Genomic DNA, 23,086 nt, shown 5'->3' with positions numbered 1-23,086 from the left:
ATGATACAAGGTACCGCCTCAAGTGTCGGGAAAAGCCTGATAGCAACGGTGCTCTGCCGCTTATTTTATGAAGAGGGTTTTCGGGTGGCACCGTTTAAGGCGCAAAACGTTACCCATCATTTTTATATTAACACTAATGGTGAAAAGATAGCCAAATCTCAGGCCATCCAGGCTAGAGCAGCAAATACGGAGCCTTCCGTTTTAATGAATCCGACTTCCTTAGCTTTCGGAAGCTGTCAGTCTGAAGTAAATGTATTTGGGAAACCGGATGGCGCATTCAGCAGGAATTCGAAATCCGTTTATGAAGGCTGGATCACAGCAATTCAATCATCGCTCCATCAATTGGAGAAACAATATGATCTGCTTGTTTTAGAGGGTGCCGGAAGTCCGGTTGAGCTTAATTTGAAAGAACGTGATGTTTCCAATATGAAAACAGCAGAACTTGCAGATGTACCGGTTTTGCTTGTAGCAGATATTCAAAAAGGCGGGGTGTTTGCAAGTATTGCAGGCACACTTGCACTGTTGGAACCGGAGGAAATGGAAAGGGTAAAAGGAATTATCATTAATAAGTTTCACGGAGATAAAGCACAATTTCAGGATGGGATTTCGTTAATCGAACAGATCAGTCAACTTCCTGTCCTTGGTGTATTGCCGCATACTGTACACTGTATGAAAGAGGAGGATGATGCAGTTCTATTGGCTGATAATTCTCAGGCAAATACATCCAACTTGCCGACAGATGAAGAAATAGATCACTTAACGCAAAAGATGAAGCGGCATCTTAATTGGGATAGAATACTGGAAATTGCAGAACAGTGGGATAAACAATGAAATCCTATATATATGGATTTATATTAAATATACAATTCTATAGCATGATCCCGCTTTCCCTTGAAGTTCCCATCGAAAAGAAGAATATCGAAAGATCAGTACAAACACTTCCGTTATTCGGATTGCTTCAAGGAGCTATTTATGCTGGGTTTTTATATATACTATTAGCGTGGACGCCATTATCTCCATTTGCTGCTGCATTTTTACTTTGGCTTTTGATTATCGTGCTCACAGGCGGCCTTCATTTGGATGCTTGGATTGACACGAGTGACGCATACTTTTCCTATCAGGATAAAGAGAAGCGCCTTCGTATTATGAAAGATTCCCGCATAGGCGCATTTGGCGTGTTGAGTCTCATTGTACTTCTAGCAGCCCGCTTTCTCTTTATTTATGAGATTATATTGATGGCTGATATGTATACGTATTTTTTTGTTCTGGTTATCCCGTACTTGGGTAAAAATATCATGGGAATGATGTTAACAAATTTTCCCTTGGCCAGAGAGGATGGCATGGCTTACTTTTACAGTAAAGCAACCGGACCAAAAACTTTATGGATTTATCCGGTATACGTTTTATTTCTCCTGATTGGCAGTGTCCTTTTAGGACTGGAAAGTTTGCTGCTGCTGTTTATTATGCTTTCAGTGACTTATCTATTGTATATTTTTTACCGCAGAAAATCTTTAAAATGGTTTGGCGGGATAACGGGAGATGTTACCGGGGCTGCCGGAGAAGGAGTGGAAATTAGCCTATGGATGACTGTGTGGTTATTTCATTATTACGTCATGGGATGACAGAGGAAAATGAGAGACGAGCTTATATCGGATGGACTGATGCCCCGATTAGTGAAAAAGGGGAAGAACACTTACGCCAAATTGCTGGAGATTATTTAGCGCATGATATCCTGTTTTCCAGTCCTATGCTTCGGTGTATTCAAACTGCAGAAGTACTTTTTCCCAATCAGAAAATACATACAGCTCCTGACTTGAAAGAAATGAATTTTGGTTTATTTGAGGGAAAAACATATGAGCAATTAAAAGGACAATCAATATATAGCAATTGGATTTCAGACCCTTTCATCCAACGGCCGCCGCATGGTGAAGTTTTTCAAGAGTTTGCAGAAAGGGTTGAGAACGGACGGAAACAGGTGGCACATATCATAAATGAAACAAACGCTTCAAGTGCAGTAATCGTTACACACGGGGGTGTAATTCGTCAGCTGCTTTCGATGTGGTCGGCTGAACATAAAACATTTTTTGATTGGAAGATACCTTATGGGGAAGGTTACCAATTAATTTGGACAAAAAAAGCATTCAGGAGGAATGAAAAATGCATGTCATTACAGGCGGTGCCTGCAACGGAAAAGCTGACTGGGTCAAACGAACATATGGATTAAGTAATCAATCCCATATTTGGATATCCGCATATGAAAAGGAGCCGTGTCCTATCAATTTAGCGAAGTATGATACACGTTTCATTGTACTGGAAGGTGCGGAGCAATGGATTCGGCAAATAATAGAGAATCAGGCTGGGGAATACAACCGTGATGATGGCAGGGCATTAATCAAAAAATGGCTGAAATGGGAGCGGAAGAATCCGGTACATCAGCTGATCATTATTGGAACCGATATTTCAAAGGGCATCGTCCCGATCCAACAACTGGATAGGACGTGGCGCGATGCAACTGGCTGGTTTTATCAGGATTTGGTTAAGGAGTCCGATCGTTTTGATGTCATTTGGTATGGGATAAATAACCAATTAAAGGGGGAGGAATAAATAATGAAAATTTACACAAGAACTGGAGACAAAGGGGAAACAGCACTGATAGGCGGGCGCGTCTCCAAAGATGATATTCGCGTGGAGGCTTATGGAACAGTAGATGAACTCAACGGTTTTGTCGGCAGGGCGATGACCGAACTTGATAGGAAGATGTTTGCCGATGTACTGAAAGATTTGGAGAAAATCCAGCATGAGCTCTTTGATTGCGGAGGAGACCTATCCAATATACTGGAAAAAAAAGAAAATAAACTAAAGGAAGAAATGGTTAATTATTTGGAAGCGCGGATTGATGTAATGACGGAAGAAACCCCGGATGTGGAGCGTTTTATTTTACCGGGCGGTACGAAGCCCGCTGCTACCATCCACATTGCCAGAACCGTGGCAAGGCGAGCGGAAAGGATGATTGTAAAATTAATGAAACAGGATGAAAATGTTTCGCCTGTTGCGCTGCAATATGTAAATAGGCTTTCTGATTACTTTTTTGCTTTAGCGAGACTCATTAATTACAGGATGGATGTGGCAGACGTTGAGTATATAAGAAGTGCAAAGGTTTTTCGCAGCGGCCGCAGAAAGGAGAAGTAATTGAAAAGAGATGTGGCAATTATCCCTTTAAGTGATGAAGAGGAGCTTGTGATCGCAGCGGATAACAGCGGAGCAATCGGAATGCGGGACAAGGATGAGGTGCAAGTCCCTTATGAGGTTGTATCATACTTTAATTTCAGAGTAGCCTGGATGGAATGTGTTGCTGCCGGGGCTAAGCCCTTTGCTGTTATTGTTCATAATTTTTCCGGTGATAAAGCATGGGATAAACTCATAAAAGGAATTCATCGAGGGACGAAAGAGTTGGGAATAACAGATTTGGATATTACCGGCAGCACGGAGACAAATTTTTCTCTTATGCAGTCAGCTGTCGGGTTGAATGTAATCGGGCGGAAGAAAAAGAAAATAGAACAAGCATGTATAGAGCAAACCGGGAACGAAATAATCAAAGCAGCAGTGATCGGTGAGCCCTTGGCAGGCAACGAAGTCATTGAAAATAAACATGCGATTGCACCGCTTAAGTTATTCCAGTGGTTTGCGAATCAACAAGACGTACTTTCAATTCTTCCCGTTGGTTCTAAAGGAATTTTATATGAGTTGGAGCAGTTATTCACAGGACCGTCAAGAAAATTTGCGACCGACTTGGATATGAGGAAAACTTCCGGACCTGCGACTAGTTTTATTGTTGTATATAAACAGGCTGTCTTGGAAAAAGTGAAAGAAAAGGCAGGGAATCTGTTTCATGAAGTGATAATAGAATAACTTGAAGTGACCTTTAATAGAGGAGAGTTTATTTCAAATTCATTTATTATGATTATTTCTTGAACGTTATGAAGATATAAAGCTTAAAGTAAATGCTTATGGTTGGGCGAATAACTCCCAAATGTTTAAGGTGTGGGGTGAGCATTTAATGCATTCTCCAATCAATGAAGCATCAGGTGCCTTCGAAGCTGGTATCCGGTCATGAACCTGCAGGCCTAAATAATACTTAATGAAGATTATTCGTATGTTTGGTGTTCATACATTATTCAGCGGCCGAAATAAAAAGAAGACTTGGCGGCAGGCCAAGTCTTCTAAAGGTTAATTGCTTATTCTTCTTCCACAAGTTTTTTGGCTGTTGGCTGTGCTTCCAGCCGTTCAAAAGGAATAGGCTTTCCGGATATTTGACTGTAGCCATAAGTGCCGTCTTCAATGCGTTTAAGCGCGTCTTCTATTTCCTGGAGCTGGTCCTGCCGCATCAATTCAAGTCCTGCATCCCGCTGCTGCTCAAACTGCTCTGTTCCTATATCTCCGGGATGGTTGTCATAATCGGCAAGTTCTCCCACCGATTCATTCGGTCCTTCTGTATCGTCTACCCGGTTTTGATTTCTTTCTTTCATCATCTGCAGCCGCTGCTTAAAATGCTCAAGGTCTTCTTTACTGAGATGTTTGCTCATCATGATCTCCTTTCCCTTTTATATCTCTGGAATGAGTCAAATATTTGCCCTGATCCTAACGCTTTCCACTTATGGATGAACCTTAGAAAAACACACTGATCAGCAATGATAATCCCAGCAGCAGGCCGTATATCGAGTTCGTTTTTCCTGTTCCGGCCATGGCGGGCATCATTTCAATCGGTTCCGTTTTTCCTTTAAACTTATTAATGACATCTACTGCCTTGAAAATAGCTATAAACGTAAGAAATGACCATATCGGCAAAATTCCTGCAAAAATGAAGATGAGCGTCAGCAAAAATGCTGTACCAAACATGGCGGCAAGGAAAACAATCGCTTTTTTTCTGCCGAGTAATATTGCGATCGTTTTTCGGCCGCTTTCTTTATCCCCATCCAAATCACGAATATTATTAGACAGCATGATGGCACCGATAAAAATGGCTACCGGTATGGACACAAGAATAACTTCCCATGTAACAGCTGAAGTTTGGATAAAATAGCTGATGCCAATAATTACCGGACCCATGAAAAATCCGGCGGAAAGTTCACCAAATGGCGTATAGGCAATCGGAATTGGCCCTCCAGTATACAAATAACCGAATAGCATGGAAACTAAACCAATGACGGCTATCCACCAGCTGGATTCTGCGGAAATATAGACACCAAGCAAGATGGCGATGCCGAAAAATGCGAGAGCTAAATTTAAGACGGTTTTAGGCTGGATCCCGTCACGTACGATGGTACCCCCGATACCGACCGAATCTTCGGTATCCAGTCCGCGGACAAAATCATAATATTCATTAAACATGTTTGTGGCAGCCTGTATCAAAATGGAAGCCAGCAGCATGGAAAGAAAAAGTATGATATGAACAGACCCTTCAAGAAAGGCTAACATGGTACCGACGAATACAGGTACAAATGAAGCGGTTAACGTATGGGGGCGAAGCAGACGCCACCAGACCTGAAAGCCTTCTTTTTCATTCAATGCATCTTTTATATTTACTTTATTGGATGATTGCATTACAGTTCCCCCTAAATTCACTGCATCATACTTATTTTAGGCAAATCGGCGCAAGGTGTCAATTTATGGGGAGTTGTGCGAACATAGTATTCAATTGCACATTACTTTATAAACTTCCATGAAAATTGTCTTTTAAATCAGCAGGATGGCTGCAGCCATTGGATTTAACGTTTTTCATTGTGGATGGCAGCAAGAATTCCCGGCAGTCTAAGCAGATTTCTGTAACAAAATAGGATTTCCTTGAGAATCAGGCCAAAAGAGAATAGAATAATAAATGGGAGTTTGCCATTTTGGAGGTATACAGATGATTGAAATAAAAGAGAAAGAGCTGGAGGCATTACTGGGTCAGGCGATACAGCGTATTGCGCCCGGGGAAAATTTTCAGCTCGTGAGTATTACGAAAAAAGTGAAATTCACCGATCCGCTTCATTTCTTTGAAGCTGCCAAATATATGAATAGAGATCGTGTTTACTGGACAAGCACCGCAGATACATTCACGATTGCCGGGGTTGGTAATGTCCATGAAATCACTGCCAAAAATAACCGCTTCCTTGTAACTGAGGAAGAGTGGGAAGATATCCGGAGTAAAGCAATAATCCATCAGGAGGAAAATGTTCCCGGTACTGGAGTCGTAACACTTGGCGGGATGTCCTTTGATCCGAAAAAGGAACAGACAGATTTATGGAGAAACTTCCAGCCAAGCCAGTTTATCATACCTGCATATATGCTTACCGTTTATAATAAAAGGCATTATTTTACAATGAATATTCTTATAAATAAAGATGACCATCCCGTCCAGCTTGCCAATGAACTGGCAAAAGCAGAAGAGATGTTATTAGCAAAAAGCCCTATCCCGGAAGACTCCTTATCCATTTTAAATAAAAAAGAAATAGAACCCGAAAGATGGAAAGACACTGTCATGAAAGCTACCGCGGAAATACAGGCAAAACAGGCACAAAAGATTGTGCTTGCCAGAGAATTGCGTATCAAACTGAGTAAACAAGCCAATATCAGCCAAGTGCTGCAGGAGCTTCTTGATAAGCAGCCGAACAGCTATATTTTTGCTTTTGAAAAAGAATCGGATTGTTTTGTCGGTGCTACACCTGAGCGCCTGGTGAAAGTGGAGCAGAACCAGCTGCTTTCCACCTGTCTTGCCGGTACGGCCCCAAGAGGGGAAACGATAGAGGAAGATAAGAAAATTGGACAATCTTTGCTGAATGATTCGAAAAATCGCGAAGAACATGACTTTGTTGTTCGAATGATTAAAGAGGGAATGAAAAAGTATTGCACTAATGTGGATATTCCAGCCGAGCCGGTTATATATCCGCTGAAAAATCTGCAGCATTTATATACACCTGTAACGGCAACCTTAAAGGATGGCTACAGTATTTTTGATATTATCGGTGAACTGCATCCAACACCGGCTTTGGGCGGTACCCCCCGTGATGCTTCATTGCAATTTATTAGAGACAATGAGCTGCTTGACCGGGGCTGGTATGGCGCGCCTGTTGGCTGGCTGGACAGCAGCCGGAACGGGGAGTTTGCTGTTGCCATAAGATCCGGACTGATTCAGGGAGATGAAGCATCCCTGTTTGCCGGATGCGGAATTGTGAAGGATTCGGATGCAGAAAAGGAATATGAAGAAACAAATATTAAATTTTTGCCAATGCTGACAGTCTTTGGAGGGTAACATGGACCATATAGAGGTTTTAACTCGATATACTGCTAATTTTATAGATGAATTAACAAGAAGCGGGCTGACCGATGCAATCATTTCACCTGGTTCCCGGTCGACTCCGCTCGCAATCCCTGCTGCCGAGAATGAAAATATCAGGGAATGGGTAATCATTGACGAACGTTCGGCAGCATTTTTTGCTTTGGGCATGGCCAAAAAAACAAAGCAGCCTGTAGCATTAATCTGTTCATCGGGGACAGCTGCTGCCAATTATTTTCCGGCTATCGTGGAAGCAAAATACAGCCGGGTGCCGCTTGTGGTCCTTACTGCCGATCGGCCGCATGAACTGCGTGACGTTGGGGCCCCGCAAGCAATCGAGCAAGTAAAGCTCTATGGGGATTATGTTAAATGGTTTCATGAAATGTCCCTTCCGGAAGCTTCTCCTGAAATGCTGAATTATGCAAGAAGCAAAGCTGCCCGTGCTGTTTTCACGGCAAAGGAAGGGAATCCTGGACCGGTTCACTTAAACTTTCCTTTTCGTGAACCGCTTTCTCCCAATTTTTCATTGGAAAATGTTTGGGACACTTCACGCGAAAAAAATTCATTTGCACCAGTTTTGAAAGGGAAGAAACGTCTAACAAAGGAGCAGCTGGAGGAACTGATCGGCCGGTTAAGGAATAAAAAAAAAGGAATTTTTGTTTGCGGACCGCAAGTGGATGAGGATTTTGCCGGGCAAATAACAAAGCTTGCCGTAAAATGGGGATGGCCCGTGCTGGCGGATCCGTTATCACAGGTTCGTGCCGGTTCCCACCATAAAGGGCCGGTTATTGAAAGTTATGATGCATTTTTAAGAAATGAAGACATCCGTAAAGAATTGAAACCTGACGTTATTGTCCGATTTGGGGCTATGCCTGTTTCAAAGCCGTATTTGTTTTATGTAAAACAGCATAAAGATGTACAGCAATTTGTTGTGGAAAATGACAGCGGCTACCGGGAACCCGCCGGTAACCGGACGGAAATTATTTTTGCTGAAGCATCATTGCTATGTGAAGACCTTGAAGCATCGGAGCAGACAGTAGACAGGAATGAAGATTGGCTATCCAAGTGGCTGCAGATGAACCGGATTTCAAAAAAACTTTTGATGGAAAAAGGTGATAAGGAAATAACCGAGGGGGAAGCAGTCAGAGGACTGATGGAAGTTATTCCTGATAACAGTACCATCTATGTTGGCAACAGTATGGCCATACGTGACCTCGATACTTTTTTCCTTACCACTGATAAAAACCTTTCTGTCCTTGGAAATCGCGGGGCGAATGGCATCGATGGAATGGTTTCAAGCGCCCTGGGAGCCGCAGCATCCGGTACTCTGGTTACACTGATCCTGGGGGATTTATCTTTTTTCCACGATATGAACGGACTTTTAGCTGCAAAACACTATAATTTAAATATTACGATTTTAGTCGTCAATAATAATGGCGGCGGTATTTTTTCCTTTTTACCCCAATCAAAAGATCCGAAGCATTTTGAAGCATTGTTCGGCACACCGCTTGATATTGATTTTAAGGAAGCTGTTTCCATGTACGGAGGAAAATATGCTGCAGCAGAAACAGAAGAGACATTAAAAATTGCCTTGAAAAACAGTTACCTATACCATGGTCTTTCTGTAGTAGAAGTAAAAACAGACCGGACGGAAAACCTGAACTGGCACAAACAGAAATGGCAGGCAATTGAACAGGAAATTCTGTCGGAAATGGGGTAAGAAAATGTATTATTCCATCGGGGAAAATACCTACTGGTACGAAATTTATGGAACCGGAGAGCCGCTTGTCCTGCTGCACGGCTTTACTGGGAGCAGTAAAACATGGGCAAATTTTATCAAGGATTGGCAATCAGATTTGCAGATTATTACAGTGGATTTGCCCGGGCACGGGAAAACTGATGCACCTGACATTACATTCATGGAAGAGGCATGCAGGGATTTGCATCAGTTATTTTCGCATCTTAATTTGCCAAGTTTTCATCTGCTTGGCTATTCCATGGGTGGAAGGACAGCTTTATCCTATACCATGATATATCCGGAAAAAGTATCCTCGCTTATTTTGGAAAGTGCTTCCCCGGGTCTTGCTGCCGAAAAAGAACGAGAGGAACGGCGGGCAAGGGATGAAAAGCTGGCACAGCGTGTGGAGGGTGAAGGTGTAGAGCGATTTGTTGATTTTTGGGAGAAAATCCCACTATTTAATACACAACATCATCTGGCTGCAGAAAAAAAAGCTGCCATTAGAGCAGAACGGCTTGCACAACAAAAAGCAGGTCTTGCTTCATCCCTGCGTTTTATGGGTACGGGAAGCCAGCCATCCTGGTGGGACAGACTTACGGAAATAACTATGCCCACCTTATTGCTTGCGGGCGTGTTGGATGTGAAATTTACGGGTATAAATAAAAGAATGCATGAACGTCTGCCAAACAGTCAATTGAAAATTATTGAAGAAGCCGGGCATGCAATTCATGTGGAACAGCCAGTTATTTTTGGTAAAATGGTAAGGGAGTTCATTTTGCATAACAGGATTACATATTAGAAGGAGGAGCAGTATGACAGTTCAATGGGAAAAAGTAAGAGATTATGAAGAAATTATTTATGAGAAATATAATGGGATTGCCAAGGTAACAATGAATCGTCCGGAGAAGCGGAATGCATTTACCCCGTTAACAGTAAATGAAATGATTGACGCATTTGCAGATGCCAGGGATGATTCTTCGATTGGAGTTATCATTTTGGCAGGTGCAGGTGATAAAGCGTTTTGTTCCGGTGGAGACCAGTCTGTAAGGGGACATGGCGGGTATGTTGGGGATGACCAGGTACCGCGCTTAAATGTGCTGGATCTGCAGCGTTTAATTCGGACAATTCCAAAGCCTGTCGTTGCGATGGTTTCCGGCTATGCCATTGGCGGCGGGCATGTATTGCATGTTGTTTGCGATTTAACAATTGCAGCGGATAATGCAATTTTCGGTCAGACAGGCCCGAAAGTGGGAAGCTTTGACGCAGGCTATGGAGCAGGTCTTCTTGCACGCATGGTTGGGCATAAGCGCGCCCGTGAAATTTGGTACCTGTGCCGTCAGTATAATGCAGAGGAAGCTTACGAAATGGGACTCGTGAATACAGTTGTCCCATTGGAAAAACTGGAGGAGGAAACATTGCAGTGGTGTGAAGAGATGCTGGAAAAATCACCAACAGCCCTTCGTTTCCTGAAAGCATCCTTCAACGCGGATACAGATGGCCTTGCAGGTCTGCAGCAAATGGGCGGTGACGCAACGCTCCTGTATTACACCACGGATGAAGCAAAAGAAGGAAGAGACGCATTTAAAGAGAAAAGAAAGCCGGACTTCAAAAAGTTCCCGCGTTTTCCTTAAGTTGAAAACCTTTGCCAGATATGCAGGAAACTGTTAATCCTTCCTGCGTGATTGCAGCTATGTTTATTTGCCATGTATGTTAGGCAATAAGGCAAACAGGCTGTTCACAGGCAAGGGTTTTCTTTGAGTTTTTATAAAAGGAGATTATAAATATGCAAGATGTGATTCCCCATTGGCTAACAAGGCAGGCAGATATTTCACCAAATAAAACAGCAGTGGAACTTTCGGATGGCACCACAGTCTCTTTTAAACGCTTGAAAGAGGAAAGTCAGCAATATGCAAGAAAATTGGCATCAATTGGTGTGGGAAAAAACTGCCATGTCGGCATCTTGTCTTCAAATGCATTATCCATGGTAATTGCGATCCATGGAATAAGCTACCTTGGCGCGGTTGCTGTATTGCTGAATACAAAACTGGCGAACAATGAGCTTCGTTATCAAGTAAATGATGCAGATGTGTCCGTTTTATTGACAAATGATGAAATGAAAGAAAAAGGAGCAGCATTGGACGTGCCTGCAGTGAAAGCTTTTTCGGAAGTGAATAAGATGGAGGAAAAACCTGTGCAATTGAATATGGAAATTTCATTAAACGATCCGTTTACGATCATGTACACTTCCGGGACTACAGGTTTTCCCAAAGGAGTTATCCATACATATGGCAATCACTGGTGGAGTGCTATTGGCTCCCTTTTGAATCTGGGATTATCCGAAAAGGATAAATGGCTTGCTGCATTGCCGGTTTTTCACGTAAGCGGGCTGTCCATCCTGATACGGAGTGTGGTGTACGGTATGCCAGTTTATCTGCTCGGGAAATTTGAGGCGGAAACAGTACAGGAAGCCATTATGAAACAAGGCGTTACGATTGTTTCGGCAGTTACTGTTATGCTGCAGCAACTTGTGGACCAGCTGGGAGAGCACCGCTATCCAGCGGCATTTCGCTGCATCCTGCTTGGAGGAGGGCCTGTCCCAAAAGTCCTCCTGAAAAAAGCGAAGGAAAAAAATGTGCCTGTCATTCAGTCATTTGGCATGACAGAAACAGCATCACAAATCATTACACTAAGCGCTTCAAATGCGCTTGAAAAACTTGGTTCTGCAGGCAAGCCCCTATTCCCTGCGCAGCTGAAAATTAACAATGCCGGTGAGGATGGTGTCGGGGAAATCCTGGTAAAAGGTCCTATGGTGACAACAGGGTATTATAAAAAAGAAGAAGAAAACCTCAAGGCGTTCAAGGATGGCTGGCTGGCTACAGGGGACCTGGGCTATACAGACGGCGAAGGATTTTTGTATGTTGTGGACAGGAGGAAGGATTTAATTATTTCCGGAGGAGAAAATGTATATCCATCGGAAATAGAAAGCGTGCTGACAGGTATGCAAGGTGTGAAAGAGGCTGGTGTAACAGGAAAAGATGATCCCAAATGGGGCAAGGTCCCTGCAGCGTTTATTGTGAGGGAAAATGACAAGCTGACCGAAGCGGAAGTACGACAATATGCCAACACCAAATTGGCAGGCTATAAAGTTCCAGCAAAGGTTTATTTTGTGGATGAGCTGCCCAGGAATGCATCAAACAAGCTGGTGAGAGATCGATTATGGAAACTGCTGCAATAAAATTTAACACATACTAAAGTTAGCGGGTAAGGTCATAGCCAGATGATTTTACCCGCTATTTTTCTGGAAGTTATGGTGGATAGAGGAAGAAATTCCGATCAGACCCATGGATCATTGCGCCCGTAAAAAACTAAGCTTCTTCACTTTCATTTTTGAATCAGGTTTAAGTATATTGGGGTTCCCGAGCTCACCAATTGAGCAGACTTCCTCATCTTCTGCTTTTTTAATGAAGCAGCTAATTGCTCTAACAGCTAATGTGTCACCGGCATACTGAGATCTTAACTCGGACAATTATGCTGAAGTAAGGCGTTTTTAGTTTTATCCTTCTTTCCCGTATATAACATTAAGCATCATTACTCCAAATGGAACTTCCCCTGTATAACTGCGTTGGACCGGGTGAATATTATAAACCCCAATCCTCTTTTAAAATATTTTTAAGCAATTGCATCTGCTCATAACCAATACGGTCAGAAATTCTTTTCTCCAACGCGGCTTTTAGTGCTTCATTTTTTTCATAGCAGGCATTACCCAGGCTCGTTAACCGAATGCATTTATCCTTTTTATTATGTTTTGCGTTGCTTATTTCAACCAGGCCTTTTGTTTCAAGATTTTTAATGAATTTATGTGTAGCCTGTCTCGAAATGTCCACATTTCTGGAAACAAAGGCGATGGTAGGCTGCTTCTTGTAAATTCTGGCCATAATATACCATTCTGAATTGGATAGTTTAATATCATTATTGTCATTCCATTGCTTTTCCGTGATTTTTCTGAGCTGAGAGTGGCGTTCACTCAAAACATCAAATAGGTCCAGCTCCTTCAGTTCATAACTCATCCATTTCCCCCCTGTACGTTGATTACGGAATATACTATATTAAACAGCTCACATCTTGTCAACCAAATTGACAAAACACGTAAAATAGTATATAATATTATTGTAAACTTAGTTGACAATATATAAATAGAAGGAGCCAGGCAAATGTATCAGGTTGGAGATTTGATTATTTATTCAACGCATGGCTTGTGCAAGATAGAGGATATTTCGGAAAAAAACATCGGTGGTGTATCGAGAACCTACTACGTCATGCATCCAATAGAAGATGCCAAGCTGACAATAAGTATTCCAAAGGCTGCAGGGGAAAAAAATATGCAGTCACTAATGAATAAAGAGGAAGCCCAATTAATAATGGAATCCTTCCGGTACCCTGGAATTCCATGGGTAGAGGACGCGAGAGACCGTCACAAAAAATTCAGCGGTATTGTTAAAACAGGAGAACGCAAGGAAATTTCCCGGGTTGCCAATTCGTTAATGAGAAAAGAAGACGAATTGCACAGTGACAAAAAAAGACTTTCTGAGCAGGACCGCAAATTGCTGGAATCAATCCAAAATATTTTATTTCAGGAACTGGCTGTTTCATTGGATAAACCCATGGAGGAAATAGCGGAAGAAGTGCACAGCATGATAAAACAAAAAGCAGTTTAATTTATGAAGATGAACTCAGTGCTACCTGAGGTTTTTTTATTAGACAGGATATATGAATTGCAGCCGGTTAACCATTTTGTTATCCGGTTATTTTTATTTTATTGGATGGCAGGTATGAAGCTATTTATATGTATCTGCCGGATTTCTTAATAATATTCCATTCAATGCATGATTTTTGCTATTATATATAGTATAGTGAGGAAATAAATAGTTTACTGCAACGTGTTCTATTTTCTACATATAGAAGAAACAGAACTGCTGCGGAAATCAAAGGAGGAATCATGATGACAACTACGAAGGAAATTATTGACCAAACAGAACAATACGGCGCGCACAATTACCACCCGCTGCCAATTGTAGTGGAAGAAGCTGAAGGGGTATGGGTGAGCGATCCTGAAGGTAATAAATATATGGATATGCTGAGCGCCTATTCTGCAGTAAACCAGGGCCACCGTCACCCTAAAATAATTGCTGCCCTGGAAGAGCAGGCAGGCAAGGTAACACTGACTTCCCGTGCGTTTCATAATAAGGTTTTGGGCCCATGGACAAAAAGGGTTGCGGAACTGACAGGTAAAGACAAAGTATTGCCGATGAATACAGGTGTAGAGGCTGTCGAAACTGCAATTAAAGCAGCACGCCGCTGGGCATATCAGGTGAAAGGTGTGGAAGATAATAAAGCTGAAGTTATAGCTGCCAAAGGGAACTTCCACGGGAGAACGCTGAATGCCATTTCCCTCTCCAATGATCCGGGTGCAACAAAGGATTACGGTCCGTTTGTACCAAATATTAATAAGGTGGATTACGGAAATATTGAAGCAATTCGTGAAGCAATCACACCTAATACGGCAGCTGTCATCGTGGAACCAATCCAGGGCGAGGCAGGAATTATCATACCGCCTGAGGGTTACTTAAAAGAAATTCGCCAAATCTGTGATGACAATAATGTATTGTTTATTGCTGATGAAGTGCAGACTGGCTTAGGCCGTACTGGAAAAATGTTTGCATGTGAGTGGGAGGAAGTTGTTCCTGATATTTATGTCATGGGCAAAGCATTGGGAGGCGGCGTATTCCCGGTATCAGCCATTGCAGCCAATAAGGATATCATGGATGTATTCACACCTGGTTCCCACGGCTCCACTTTTGGGGGGAATCCATTAGCATGTGCCGTATCTTTAGCTGCGCTTGATGTCATTGAAGAGGAAAATCTGGTTCAAAAATCACTTGAAATGGGTGAGTACTTCGTAAAAGCACTGAAAAAAATTGATAACCCGGAATTGAAGGAAATTCGTGCACGCGGCATGTTCATTGGTGTGGAGTTCAATCATCCCGTACGAAAATATTGCGAGGAATTAAAAGAACAAGGTGTATTGTGTAAAGAAACACATGAGAACACGATTCGTTTTGCCCCGCCGCTGGTGATTTCTAAAGAAGAAATTGATTGGGCAATTGAAAAGGTGAATAAAGTATTATCAAAGTAAAATAGTTTTAAGGAAGAGGACGGGCTTTAAACGGCTCCGTCCTTTTTTATTATGAATAAGATTGACGAAATGATTGAGCGAATATAAAATATTTAATATACAAATATTCAATATAATAATATAATGAGGTGATTCGATGGAGAGGAACCTTTTTACACCTGCATTTCCGGAAACAAAACTGCGTATTGAGCAATCTCCAGGCGTAAACTTGATGACAAATATTCAGCTGATTGATTACTTTTTGAACAGCCCGGCTAACCCATCCGGATGGGTAAAAGAATTCTCCGGCAAGCTGAATCAAACGGTATTGGACGATTTAAAACTGTTAAGAACCGTTTTTGCCCACGGGGTAATTTTTCGCCAGTTTTATATGAATAAGCATGGTAGGTTAAATCAGAGCTGGGATCAATTTATTAACTGGTGGAAGCAGCTGCCCGATGAAAGAGTAATGGAACTTATTATTTATGGGATAACAGAAACGATGGATTATTATTATAAATATTTACCTCCTATGACCGAAGTGGAAAGGATTATGGAGGAAGTCAGTCTAAAGGAAAATGATTTAAAAGATCCTCGTATGCGAAAACAGGCATTAAGGGCGGTTTTGCAGAGCTGGTCAGTGGAAAATATAGAAGAAATAATTCCTCTTTATCAAGATATAAAATTGATTAAACATAGCGTTATTCGTTTGCTCGAAGGTTTCTGGCTATCCGGTTTCCAGGCACATTGGGAAAAGGTTAAATCGTCTTTATCAGATTGGGAAACGGACAGTATTGCCCGACTGTCATCCGCCTATTCAACTAATGCAGAAGCCATATATGGGATTACCGGCCTCTATCCGGATACAAATGAATTGGATCAGGTAAACAGGGCAAAAGAGATAATATTTATTCCTGTAACTAATTTGGGAAGACTTATTGTTTTATACCATACAACCGGGCGACTATATGTAATGTTTGAACCTGACTCCGGCAATCGTAACTTTGAGCACCAGGAAGGGAACAATAGACTGTCGGACTTTTATATGCTGTTTGAAGGGCTTGGTGACAGGGCCCGTTTACAAATCATTGAATTAATTGCTGAAAACAAGGAAATGTTTGCCCAGCAAATTGTTAATCAGCTGAAAATGAAACAAAGCACTGTTTCCCGTCATCTGAACCAGCTTCATCAATCCGGATTAGTAAATATCCGGCAAGAAGGAACCACCAAGTATTTTTCCATTAATAAAAATGAGTTCGGGAAAGTTAAGAACTTCCTGGATACAATATTAAAGATTTAACGAGGAGGAATATAATGGCTGGATTTAACGTAATGGGACTAAATACGATTATTATTCAAGTGAAGAATTTGGCTAAATCTATACATTTTTATGAACACGTGCTGCACTTGGAAAAGGACTTTGTTGATAAGAATATGGCATTTTTCCGGGTGGGATCAGGTAAAGGCGGTGTTACCGTTTTATTGCATTCAGCTGATGCTCCTGATCCAACTGATAAAGGAATGGTGATTGAATTATTAGTGGATGATGTAGATGCAGCTGTCTCATATATTAAATCTGCCGGCGGTGAAATTGTGCAGCAGCCGGTAATTCAGGATTGGGGAGTCAGGGAATCTGTTGCAGCCGATCCGGACGGATATAAAATCTGGCTGGTGCAAAATTTGACATAAGAAGCAATACAAGGGGGGACGGAATTGGATATATCTATTGTAAAACCGGAAACAAAACATACAGAGGGCATTGCTGAAATCTGTTCAGCAGGCTGGAGACAAACAGTTGAAGGAAAGCTGAGTGAGAAATACCAGAAGAAAAATGTGGAGTTTTGGTACAATCACGAAAAGGTTTCTAAAGATATCCTGCATGGCATGTATTCATACATTGCTTTAGACGATCAGAAAGTTGTCGGTGTAGTCGGAGCCGGGATTACAGAACCGGCTAACGGTGAGATATTTGTACTTTATGTAGATGAAACATACCGGTATATGGGCATTGGCAGACTGCTGCTTGAAAAAGTGACAAAAGACCAGCAGAATCAGGGTGTTGTGAAACAATGGGTTTCTGTTCAAGAGGGCAACCAGCTGGGACTTCCTTTTTATGAGGCAAGGGGTTTCTCGTTTCAGCATAAACGGCTTACATATACGGATACAAATGAGAAACAGGTATCTTTGCGGTATGCAAGAAAAATATAAGGATCAGATACTTATAAAAACTGCCCTTACTCAGTTTGAAGACGTCCCCATAAATGAAAAAATATATTGCTTGCGGAATTTGACTCCTATAAGCAGATTTTACGCCATAAAACAAAAATTCCATACATGCTTTCCGGTTACTTGAGCCAAATTATTACCAGGAGGTGTTCGTTTTGGAAAGAAAAAAGTTCTATGTCAATATCGGCTCAGGAGAAATATCGCAAACAAAGTTTGGGAATAATGATGAATTTACCATCCATGCAACAAATGATGAAATATTATTATTGCGTTCCAAATTGAATAATATGCATGGTGCAAGCTGGCAGTCTTTCTGGCGTGCACATGTGCCAATCATGCCTTACCATAATGATAAGCCAAATGACAGATATGATGATGAGTTAGCGGAGACATACCAGATGTTATATGATTTAGGGGATGATAATGTGAAAAAGCATATTGAGGAAATAGGTGTTCTTGGAAACAATCCCTTATAAATGGAACTGGATAAAAGATATAACATGAAATGGTTTTGACAATGCTCCGTAATTATAAGTGTGGTGGCCCCAGGGACGGAAATATAATCTCTATGGCCACCATATTTTTGGTTAAAAAATAATAAAACCCTTAATGGTATGGATTTACATGAACATGGACATCCTGCACCCCCTCATGCTGTTTCATTAACTTTTCTTTCACATTCACTGCAATTGTATGGCCTTCATCCACCGTAATATCTGAATCCACACTAATCTTGGCATCAATGATCACATAGGAGCCATGTGATCTTGCATGAAGTGCATCTATTTTTTTTACTCCTTCAATTTTATTTATTGTATCGAGAAATTTCTTAGTATCTTCCTCATCCAGAACAATTTCCAGGGAAATTTTCACAGCCTCTTTTCCAAGGCTAAAGCCCATCCACATGATGATCACGGCAATAATGGCGCTGGCAATCGGATCCAAATAGGCAAGGAATGGGATCTCTGAATTGGCTCCCCATATGGAAAGGCCGATCCCGATAAATGCAATGAGGGAAGAAATGGCATCAGAACGGTGATGCCAGGCATCTGCTATAATCGCCGGACTATTGATTTTGTTTCCTAAACGGTTTTTATATTGAAAAAGGGATTCCTTTACCAAAATGGAAAAAAGAACAATATATAATGCAAGCATGCTGGTGTTGCTCTCTGTTTCCGACCAAATGACGGAGATGGCATCCATGAGAATCTCAAGTCCCACAACAGCCAGTAAGATCGCTACGATTAATGTCGCGATATTTTCCGCTTTTCCGTGACCGTAGGGATGTTCGGAATCCGGCGGCTTCTGAGCAGCTCTAATGCCTACCAAAACAGCTATAGAGCTCAGAACATCAGATGCTGAATGAACAGCATCTGCAAGTAAAGCGCGGCTATTTCCCAAGATACCGCCAATTCCTTTAATAACCGCCAATATTAAGTTCACTACAATCCCTAGAATAGAAGCGAACTGGGCTTTTTGAAACCGATCATTCATATATATACCTCATTTGCGATTTGCCTTCTATCTATATTATCAGTATTTACATAAAGTCGTCCATAATAGTAATATTTTGCCCGGACTTGTTCTAATAAAAGTATCTCCCTATTATATAAAAAAAGTAATACCTGGAGCATTCTTGGCTATAATATAACCTTTCAGCCATGTAGGGAAATATTCTATTCTAAATAATGTTTATATTTTCCGATCAAAAGGAATAAAAATAAAAAGACAAAAGAGGAGGCGGATCAGAATGGGAGAATGACAATCCGAGTCTAAACAGCAAGGCAATATCTTTTTTTGATGCCAGCGATTACCATTTTGTTTATATCAATTACATACTACAGTGAATTAGAAGAGGTCCTTGCTGAAGATGGGGAACAACAGGAATAAACAAAGGGTGAGCAGGATACCAAAATTACGGCCATCAATCATGAACAAATTGTAAACCTGACAGATCAATTTATGCGTTTAATTTTGCAGGATATTGATGAGAAATTACCGGGTGATAAATTATCAATCAAAAAACGAGCTGCTGATGTGTTTGAGGAAATTGCAGCAAGAGAGGCCGCAAAACCATATGGAGATTTTTTCCTGAAGAAGGGGAGCACATGTACATTTTGCCTGCGGGGTCACCGTTCTGGTTTATCGAAGAGAATGAGTATGATATGATTCAAATAGCGGACAATAACATGAGGTTTATTCGGGATAATTATTCGTAGATATATGGATCGTACAGTACAGAGATAGAGTTTACTTATGAAGGCGAATGGGAAATTACTGAAATCAGACATTTGTATTAATGCAAAAGGCAGTTGACATGATGTACACTTTTACAGACTACTATCATAATCAGGTAAAATTATCATTTGAAGATCATCCATTTTCAAAGGAGCCAAAACATGTATTGGTGATTTGCAGATACAAAAATAAGTGGCTCTTGACAAAGCATAAGGAAAGAGGTCTGGAATTTCCCGGCGGAAAAGTGGAAAATGGGGAAACAGCACAACAGGCAGCAATCCGTGAGGTGGAAGAGGAAACCGGCGGGCTTGTGCAAAAAATACGGTATATTGGCCAGTATTTTGTGGATGGAAAGAGACAGGCGGTTGTAAAAAATGTATATTATGCCATAATCGAAAAGCTTGTAGTAAAGGACTCTTATTTTGAAACAGACGGTCCCCACCTATTAAAGAAGCTGCCAAAAAATGTGAAGTATCTTGGTATGTACAGTTTTTTAATGAAAGATGACGTATTGAAACACAGTTTACGTTTCATTAAGGAAAATGATTTGTAAAATCGCCTGCATTGTTCAGCAGGCGATTTTATTATGTGGAATGTTTGATGAGCCAGCCCTCTAATCTTTCAACTAACTTATACATAATTGCTGCAAATACAGCGATCAGCACTAGACTGGAAAGAACGAGGGAGAAATCAAATACCTGGAAGCCGTAGATGATTAAATAGCCCAGCCCATTTTTTGCTACGAGGAATTCACCAACGATTACTCCTACCCAAGACAGTCCGACATTTACCTTTAAAGTGGAAATCATTGCAGGCATTGCTGCAGGGAAAATAGCTTCTTTAAAGGACTGCCATCTGGTTGCGCCAAAACTGATAAGTACTTTTTCATAATTGGGGTCCACTTCATTAAAAGCAGAGTAGACAACCAGTGTCGTAATGATTACACAAATAATTGCTCCCATTGTAATAATGGATATATAGCCTGTGCCAAGGGCAACAATCAGGATCGGTCCAAGGGCCACTTTCGGCATCGCATTCAAAATAACCAGATACGGATCCATGATTTTGGCAAACCGTTTTGATGACCAGAGCAGGGTGGCAATGATAATTCCTCCAATCGTCCCAATCAGAAAGCCGGCAATGGTTTCAAACAGCGTAATTTGTAAATGCAAGAGCATCGATCCCTCACTGATACTGGAGATGATGACCTCAAAAACTTGCACAGGAGAACTGAATATGAGCGGGTCAATCCAGTAAAGCCTGCTAGATATCTCCCACAGCGCTATGAAGCCAACTAAAATGGCTAATTGCCAGCTGATCACAACCTTTTTTTCCATCTTCAATGTGTCTTTATATTCCTGAAAAAGCTGCTTGTCATTGTTCTTGGTCATCGCTGGAAGCCACCACCTTTGCAGTTACCGGTTCATTTTCCTCAGTATCAAGTTCTTTCCAGATTTTATCAAAGAGAATTTGATACTTGGGATGACGCCTGACAAAAAAAGGCGTTTCGTTTCGCAGTTCAATTGGTACTTCAAACGTTTTTGCAATCGTGCCCGGATTGGCATCCATGATAAATATTTTATCACTCATGGCGATCGCCTCGCCGATATCATGGGTGACAAGGATAGTTGTTTTGTTGTATGTTTTTAAAAGCTGGGCTACGAGATCTTCCAGTTTTAATTTTGTTTGGTAATCCAGAGCGGAAAACGGTTCATCCAAAAGTAATATTTTTGGATCATTGATCAGCGTCCGGACTAAGGCAACCCGCTGACGCATACCGCCTGAGAGAGAGCTGGGATAATTTTCAGCCACACCTGGCAGCCCTACCTCATTAAGCAATTCATTGGCCAATTTTCTGGAATCATTTCCCAATGTTTTAGATATTTTTGGGCCGAGCAGGACGTTGTCAATAATTGTTTTCCAGGGAAAAAGATAATCCTGCTGCAGCATATATCCAATGGCCATTTCAGAATCGCGGATTGGTTTATCCTGGAGAAGCACGTTGCCCGAAGTCTGCTCCATAATACCTGCAATAATGGATAAAATGGTAGACTTTCCGCATCCGCTCGGGCCCAGCAAAGCGATGAATTCCCCTTCCCGGATAGAGAATGAGACATCATCGAGCGCTTTTGTATATCCTTTTTTGGAAAAATAATGATGGGATACATGTGCTAATTGTAAAAATGACAAGGGATCCCCTCCTCAGTTGTTAATTACTTCCTCGGCAATCTCTGTATTAACGAGTTCTTCATATGGTACATCTTCAGGCAATTCTCCGGCTTCATCCATAATGTCCTTTAAATTTTCCCATGCTTCTTCCTCCATCAATGGAGTTGGCGCAAATGAATCCTGTGTTTTGTACCTGTCAATGGAAGCGGCAAGCATTTCCACTTCGGTATCTTCAAAGTAGGGATGGATGGATTCTGCGATGGTTTCTGCACTGTTTTCCTGCACCCATTGCTGCGCTTTATAAATGGCGCGGGTGAACTTCTCAATCGTTTCCCGGTCTTCATTTATCATGCTTTGTTTCGCCATAAAGACGGTGTAGGGAACCTTCCCTGATTCCTCACCGAAGGAAGCAATAATATGCCCATCTCCTGACTTTTCAAAGGTGCTTGCAGTTGGCTCAAAAAGCTGCACATACTTTGCATCACCAGTCTGAAAAGCACCAGGAATGTTGGCAAAATCAATATTTTGCTGCAGGTTCAAATCCTGCTGCGGATCTATGCCATGTTTTTTCAGTACGTATTCTCCAACCATCTGAGGCATGCCGCCAACCCGCTGTCCGAGAAAGGTGCTGCCTTTAAGATCATCCCAAGTGAAGTCAGGCTTCGGTTCTTTAGCCACAAGAAAGGTGCCATCGGTTTGGGTAAGCTGGGCAAAATTAATGGCATAGTCCCTGGAGTCCTGCGTATAAACGTAGATGGAAGTTTCTGATCCGACCAATGCTATGTCAGCACCATCAGATAATAATGTGGTCATCGTTGTATCCCCGCCCCAGGTCGTCTGCAATTCCACATCCAACCCTTCCTCTTCAAAAAAACCTTCTTCTAAAGCGACATACTGCGGAGCATAAAATACAGACCGTGTTACTTCCGCAAGATCAATAGATCTCGTTTCACTCTCTGACTGGCATGCGGAAAGAAAGAGGACAATACCGAGAAAAAAGACAACGATATAGTTTCTCATATTTTCGTTCCTTTCTGTAAAAGCTGTTGTTGATTACATCTCAGTTTATGCACACAGCAAAAATGTGTGAATGCCTATATGTGGGACACAGGGACAGGTACCTTGTCCCTGCATAAACTCGATGAAGATCACTGCAAGTTGGATTTGGAGGTGAAATTAGGTAGTTCAATGGGCTTATGTAGACCATATAAATCTCTTCAAGCCGGTC

The 23,086-nt window shown here is 41.7% G+C and carries 26 protein-coding genes; 19 read left to right on the top strand and 7 right to left on the bottom strand.

All coding sequences use genetic code 11. From position 1 onward, the window contains the following. The 6 genes from GHD25_RS10250 to GHD25_RS10225 are packed head-to-tail and all read left to right on the top strand — an operon-like array spanning position 1 to position 3,909. Positions 1–831, top strand: a complete 831-nt coding sequence (locus GHD25_RS10250; RefSeq protein ID WP_240452300.1) for a cobyric acid synthase — start codon at positions 1–3, stop codon at positions 829–831. Next, positions 828–1,622, top strand: a complete 795-nt coding sequence (cobS, locus tag GHD25_RS10245; protein WP_164216487.1) for an adenosylcobinamide-GDP ribazoletransferase — start codon at positions 828–830, stop codon at positions 1,620–1,622. Before GHD25_RS10250 ends, cobS begins: the two co-directional genes overlap by 4 nt. Continuing rightward, complete coding sequence (locus tag GHD25_RS10240) at positions 1,580–2,224, top strand: histidine phosphatase family protein (RefSeq protein ID WP_164216485.1); 645 nt, start codon at positions 1,580–1,582, stop codon at positions 2,222–2,224. The genes cobS and GHD25_RS10240 overlap by 43 nt, the downstream gene beginning before the upstream one ends. Then, positions 2,158–2,604, top strand: coding sequence for a bifunctional adenosylcobinamide kinase/adenosylcobinamide-phosphate guanylyltransferase (locus GHD25_RS10235; protein WP_164216483.1), 447 nt, complete (start codon positions 2,158–2,160; stop codon positions 2,602–2,604). Before GHD25_RS10240 ends, GHD25_RS10235 begins: the two co-directional genes overlap by 67 nt. Positions 2,605–2,607: 3 nt before the next feature. Next, positions 2,608–3,189, top strand: a complete 582-nt coding sequence (locus tag GHD25_RS10230; protein ID WP_164216481.1) for a cob(I)yrinic acid a,c-diamide adenosyltransferase — start codon at positions 2,608–2,610, stop codon at positions 3,187–3,189. Next, positions 3,190–3,909 carry an ATP-binding protein gene (locus tag GHD25_RS10225; RefSeq protein WP_164216479.1) on the top strand — a complete coding sequence of 240 codons (720 nt, stop codon included), beginning with the start codon at positions 3,190–3,192 and terminating at the stop codon, positions 3,907–3,909. Positions 3,910–4,235: 326 nt separating this feature from the next. On the opposite strand, the gene GHD25_RS10220 is transcribed toward GHD25_RS10225, so the two are convergent. Next, complete coding sequence (locus GHD25_RS10220; protein WP_164216477.1) at positions 4,236–4,583, bottom strand: TraR/DksA C4-type zinc finger protein; 348 nt, start codon at positions 4,581–4,583, stop codon at positions 4,236–4,238. Between the two features lie 82 nt (positions 4,584–4,665). Beyond that, a complete protein-coding gene (locus tag GHD25_RS10215) occupies positions 4,666–5,601 on the bottom strand; it encodes a 1,4-dihydroxy-2-naphthoate polyprenyltransferase (protein ID WP_164216475.1) in 936 nt (311 codons plus the stop codon). A 304-nt stretch (positions 5,602–5,905) separates the two neighbouring features. Between GHD25_RS10215 and GHD25_RS10210 the strand changes: the two genes are divergently transcribed. From GHD25_RS10210 to GHD25_RS10190, 5 genes are all read left to right on the top strand, one after another. Continuing rightward, positions 5,906–7,291 (top strand): isochorismate synthase, encoded by a 1,386-nt coding sequence (locus GHD25_RS10210; RefSeq protein WP_164216474.1) that lies wholly within the window; start codon positions 5,906–5,908, stop codon positions 7,289–7,291. A gap of 1 nt (position 7,292) precedes the next feature. After that, positions 7,293–9,035: a 2-succinyl-5-enolpyruvyl-6-hydroxy-3-cyclohexene-1-carboxylic-acid synthase gene (menD, locus tag GHD25_RS10205; RefSeq protein ID WP_164216472.1), complete on the top strand. Its 1,743-nt coding sequence runs from the start codon at positions 7,293–7,295 to the stop codon at positions 9,033–9,035. A 4-nt stretch (positions 9,036–9,039) separates the two neighbouring features. Further along, positions 9,040–9,852, top strand: a complete 813-nt coding sequence (gene menH / locus GHD25_RS10200; RefSeq protein WP_164216470.1) for a 2-succinyl-6-hydroxy-2,4-cyclohexadiene-1-carboxylate synthase — start codon at positions 9,040–9,042, stop codon at positions 9,850–9,852. A gap of 13 nt (positions 9,853–9,865) precedes the next feature. Further along, on the top strand, positions 9,866–10,684 hold the full coding sequence (gene menB, locus GHD25_RS10195) for a 1,4-dihydroxy-2-naphthoyl-CoA synthase (protein ID WP_164216468.1): 819 nt from the start codon (positions 9,866–9,868) through the stop codon (positions 10,682–10,684). A gap of 152 nt (positions 10,685–10,836) precedes the next feature. Next, positions 10,837–12,288 carry an o-succinylbenzoate--CoA ligase gene (locus GHD25_RS10190; protein WP_164216466.1) on the top strand — a complete coding sequence of 484 codons (1,452 nt, stop codon included), beginning with the start codon at positions 10,837–10,839 and terminating at the stop codon, positions 12,286–12,288. Positions 12,289–12,691: 403 nt separating this feature from the next. On the opposite strand, the gene GHD25_RS10185 is transcribed toward GHD25_RS10190, so the two are convergent. Continuing rightward, a complete protein-coding gene (locus GHD25_RS10185; RefSeq protein WP_164216464.1) occupies positions 12,692–13,120 on the bottom strand; it encodes a MarR family winged helix-turn-helix transcriptional regulator in 429 nt (142 codons plus the stop codon). 144 nt (positions 13,121–13,264) lie between these two features. On the opposite strand from GHD25_RS10185, the gene GHD25_RS10180 reads away from it, so the two are divergent. The 6 genes from GHD25_RS10180 (at position 13,265) to GHD25_RS10155 (ending at position 17,927) form a co-directional block, all read left to right on the top strand. Beyond that, complete coding sequence (locus GHD25_RS10180) at positions 13,265–13,768, top strand: CarD family transcriptional regulator (RefSeq protein ID WP_164216463.1); 504 nt, start codon at positions 13,265–13,267, stop codon at positions 13,766–13,768. 281 nt (positions 13,769–14,049) lie between these two features. Further along, a complete protein-coding gene (locus tag GHD25_RS10175; RefSeq protein WP_164216461.1) occupies positions 14,050–15,246 on the top strand; it encodes an ornithine--oxo-acid transaminase in 1,197 nt (398 codons plus the stop codon). A 136-nt stretch (positions 15,247–15,382) separates the two neighbouring features. After that, positions 15,383–16,525, top strand: coding sequence for an ArsR/SmtB family transcription factor (locus tag GHD25_RS19955; RefSeq protein ID WP_240452299.1), 1,143 nt, complete (start codon positions 15,383–15,385; stop codon positions 16,523–16,525). A 14-nt stretch (positions 16,526–16,539) separates the two neighbouring features. Further along, positions 16,540–16,914 carry a VOC family protein gene (locus GHD25_RS10165; RefSeq protein WP_164216459.1) on the top strand — a complete coding sequence of 125 codons (375 nt, stop codon included), beginning with the start codon at positions 16,540–16,542 and terminating at the stop codon, positions 16,912–16,914. 24 nt (positions 16,915–16,938) lie between these two features. Next, entirely contained in the window at positions 16,939–17,433 is a 495-nt protein-coding gene (locus GHD25_RS10160; RefSeq protein WP_164216457.1) for a GNAT family N-acetyltransferase, read from the top strand. Positions 17,434–17,606: 173 nt separating this feature from the next. Beyond that, positions 17,607–17,927 (top strand): hydrolase, encoded by a 321-nt coding sequence (locus GHD25_RS10155; RefSeq protein WP_164216455.1) that lies wholly within the window; start codon positions 17,607–17,609, stop codon positions 17,925–17,927. Positions 17,928–18,057: 130 nt separating this feature from the next. Here the strand turns inward: GHD25_RS10155 and GHD25_RS10150 are convergent, their stop codons facing one another. After that, positions 18,058–18,951, bottom strand: coding sequence for a cation diffusion facilitator family transporter (locus GHD25_RS10150; RefSeq protein WP_164216665.1), 894 nt, complete (start codon positions 18,949–18,951; stop codon positions 18,058–18,060). 462 nt (positions 18,952–19,413) lie between these two features. Here GHD25_RS10150 and GHD25_RS10145 point away from each other — a divergent pair, with 462 nt between their 5' ends. Together GHD25_RS10145 and ytkD are read left to right on the top strand one after the other, a co-directional pair. After that, entirely contained in the window at positions 19,414–19,620 is a 207-nt protein-coding gene (locus GHD25_RS10145; protein WP_164216453.1) for a hypothetical protein, read from the top strand. Between the two features lie 151 nt (positions 19,621–19,771). After that, the gene (gene ytkD / locus GHD25_RS10140) at positions 19,772–20,242 is read left to right on the top strand and encodes an RNA deprotection pyrophosphohydrolase (RefSeq protein WP_164216663.1); all 471 of its coding nucleotides are present in this window, start codon (positions 19,772–19,774) and stop codon (positions 20,240–20,242) included. A gap of 31 nt (positions 20,243–20,273) precedes the next feature. Here ytkD and GHD25_RS10135 read toward each other — a convergent pair whose 3' ends face one another. Genes GHD25_RS10135 through GHD25_RS10125 form a run of 3 tightly spaced genes read right to left on the bottom strand, consistent with a single transcriptional unit; the run spans position 20,274 to position 22,878 of the window. Continuing rightward, entirely contained in the window at positions 20,274–21,080 is an 807-nt protein-coding gene (locus GHD25_RS10135; RefSeq protein ID WP_164216451.1) for an ABC transporter permease, read from the bottom strand. Continuing rightward, complete coding sequence (locus tag GHD25_RS10130) at positions 21,064–21,879, bottom strand: ABC transporter ATP-binding protein (protein ID WP_164216450.1); 816 nt, start codon at positions 21,877–21,879, stop codon at positions 21,064–21,066. The genes GHD25_RS10135 and GHD25_RS10130 overlap by 17 nt, the downstream gene beginning before the upstream one ends. A gap of 12 nt (positions 21,880–21,891) precedes the next feature. Beyond that, positions 21,892–22,878 carry an ABC transporter substrate-binding protein gene (locus GHD25_RS10125; RefSeq protein ID WP_164216448.1) on the bottom strand — a complete coding sequence of 329 codons (987 nt, stop codon included), beginning with the start codon at positions 22,876–22,878 and terminating at the stop codon, positions 21,892–21,894. Positions 22,879–23,086: the final 208 nt, after the last annotated feature.

This window comes from Virgibacillus aidingensis, assembly GCF_010994035.1.
Classification (GTDB): domain Bacteria; phylum Bacillota; class Bacilli; order Bacillales; family Amphibacillaceae; genus Virgibacillus_N.
Note: the sequence above shows the minus strand (reverse complement) of the source record. Positions and strands in the feature narration are given on the sequence as shown.

Excerpts from the sequence above, each read along its gene's own strand:
- menD (WP_164216472.1), top strand. The coding sequence starts at position 7,293 with ATGGACCATATAGAGGTTTTAACTCGATATACTGCTAATTTTATAGAT.
- GHD25_RS10190 (WP_164216466.1), top strand. The coding sequence starts at position 10,837 with ATGCAAGATGTGATTCCCCATTGGCTAACAAGGCAGGCAGATATTTCA.
- menB (WP_164216468.1), top strand. The coding sequence starts at position 9,866 with ATGACAGTTCAATGGGAAAAAGTAAGAGATTATGAAGAAATTATTTAT.
- GHD25_RS19955 (WP_240452299.1), top strand. The coding sequence starts at position 15,383 with ATGGAGAGGAACCTTTTTACACCTGCATTTCCGGAAACAAAACTGCGT.
- GHD25_RS10165 (WP_164216459.1), top strand. The coding sequence starts at position 16,540 with ATGGCTGGATTTAACGTAATGGGACTAAATACGATTATTATTCAAGTG.
- GHD25_RS10145 (WP_164216453.1), top strand. The coding sequence starts at position 19,414 with ATGCGTTTAATTTTGCAGGATATTGATGAGAAATTACCGGGTGATAAA.
- GHD25_RS10135 (WP_164216451.1), bottom strand. The coding sequence starts at position 21,080 with ATGACCAAGAACAATGACAAGCAGCTTTTTCAGGAATATAAAGACACA.
- GHD25_RS10180 (WP_164216463.1), top strand. The coding sequence starts at position 13,265 with ATGTATCAGGTTGGAGATTTGATTATTTATTCAACGCATGGCTTGTGC.
- GHD25_RS10235 (WP_164216483.1), top strand. The coding sequence starts at position 2,158 with ATGCATGTCATTACAGGCGGTGCCTGCAACGGAAAAGCTGACTGGGTC.
- menH (WP_164216470.1), top strand. The coding sequence starts at position 9,040 with ATGTATTATTCCATCGGGGAAAATACCTACTGGTACGAAATTTATGGA.
- GHD25_RS10240 (WP_164216485.1), top strand. The coding sequence starts at position 1,580 with ATGGATGACTGTGTGGTTATTTCATTATTACGTCATGGGATGACAGAG.
- GHD25_RS10230 (WP_164216481.1), top strand. The coding sequence starts at position 2,608 with ATGAAAATTTACACAAGAACTGGAGACAAAGGGGAAACAGCACTGATA.
- ytkD (WP_164216663.1), top strand. The coding sequence starts at position 19,772 with ATGTACACTTTTACAGACTACTATCATAATCAGGTAAAATTATCATTT.
- GHD25_RS10250 (WP_240452300.1), top strand. The coding sequence starts at position 1 with ATGATACAAGGTACCGCCTCAAGTGTCGGGAAAAGCCTGATAGCAACG.
- GHD25_RS10125 (WP_164216448.1), bottom strand. The coding sequence starts at position 22,878 with ATGAGAAACTATATCGTTGTCTTTTTTCTCGGTATTGTCCTCTTTCTT.
- cobS (WP_164216487.1), top strand. The coding sequence starts at position 828 with ATGAAATCCTATATATATGGATTTATATTAAATATACAATTCTATAGC.
- GHD25_RS10220 (WP_164216477.1), bottom strand. The coding sequence starts at position 4,583 with ATGAGCAAACATCTCAGTAAAGAAGACCTTGAGCATTTTAAGCAGCGG.
- GHD25_RS10175 (WP_164216461.1), top strand. The coding sequence starts at position 14,050 with ATGATGACAACTACGAAGGAAATTATTGACCAAACAGAACAATACGGC.
- GHD25_RS10210 (WP_164216474.1), top strand. The coding sequence starts at position 5,906 with ATGATTGAAATAAAAGAGAAAGAGCTGGAGGCATTACTGGGTCAGGCG.
- GHD25_RS10185 (WP_164216464.1), bottom strand. The coding sequence starts at position 13,120 with ATGAGTTATGAACTGAAGGAGCTGGACCTATTTGATGTTTTGAGTGAA.
- GHD25_RS10215 (WP_164216475.1), bottom strand. The coding sequence starts at position 5,601 with ATGCAATCATCCAATAAAGTAAATATAAAAGATGCATTGAATGAAAAA.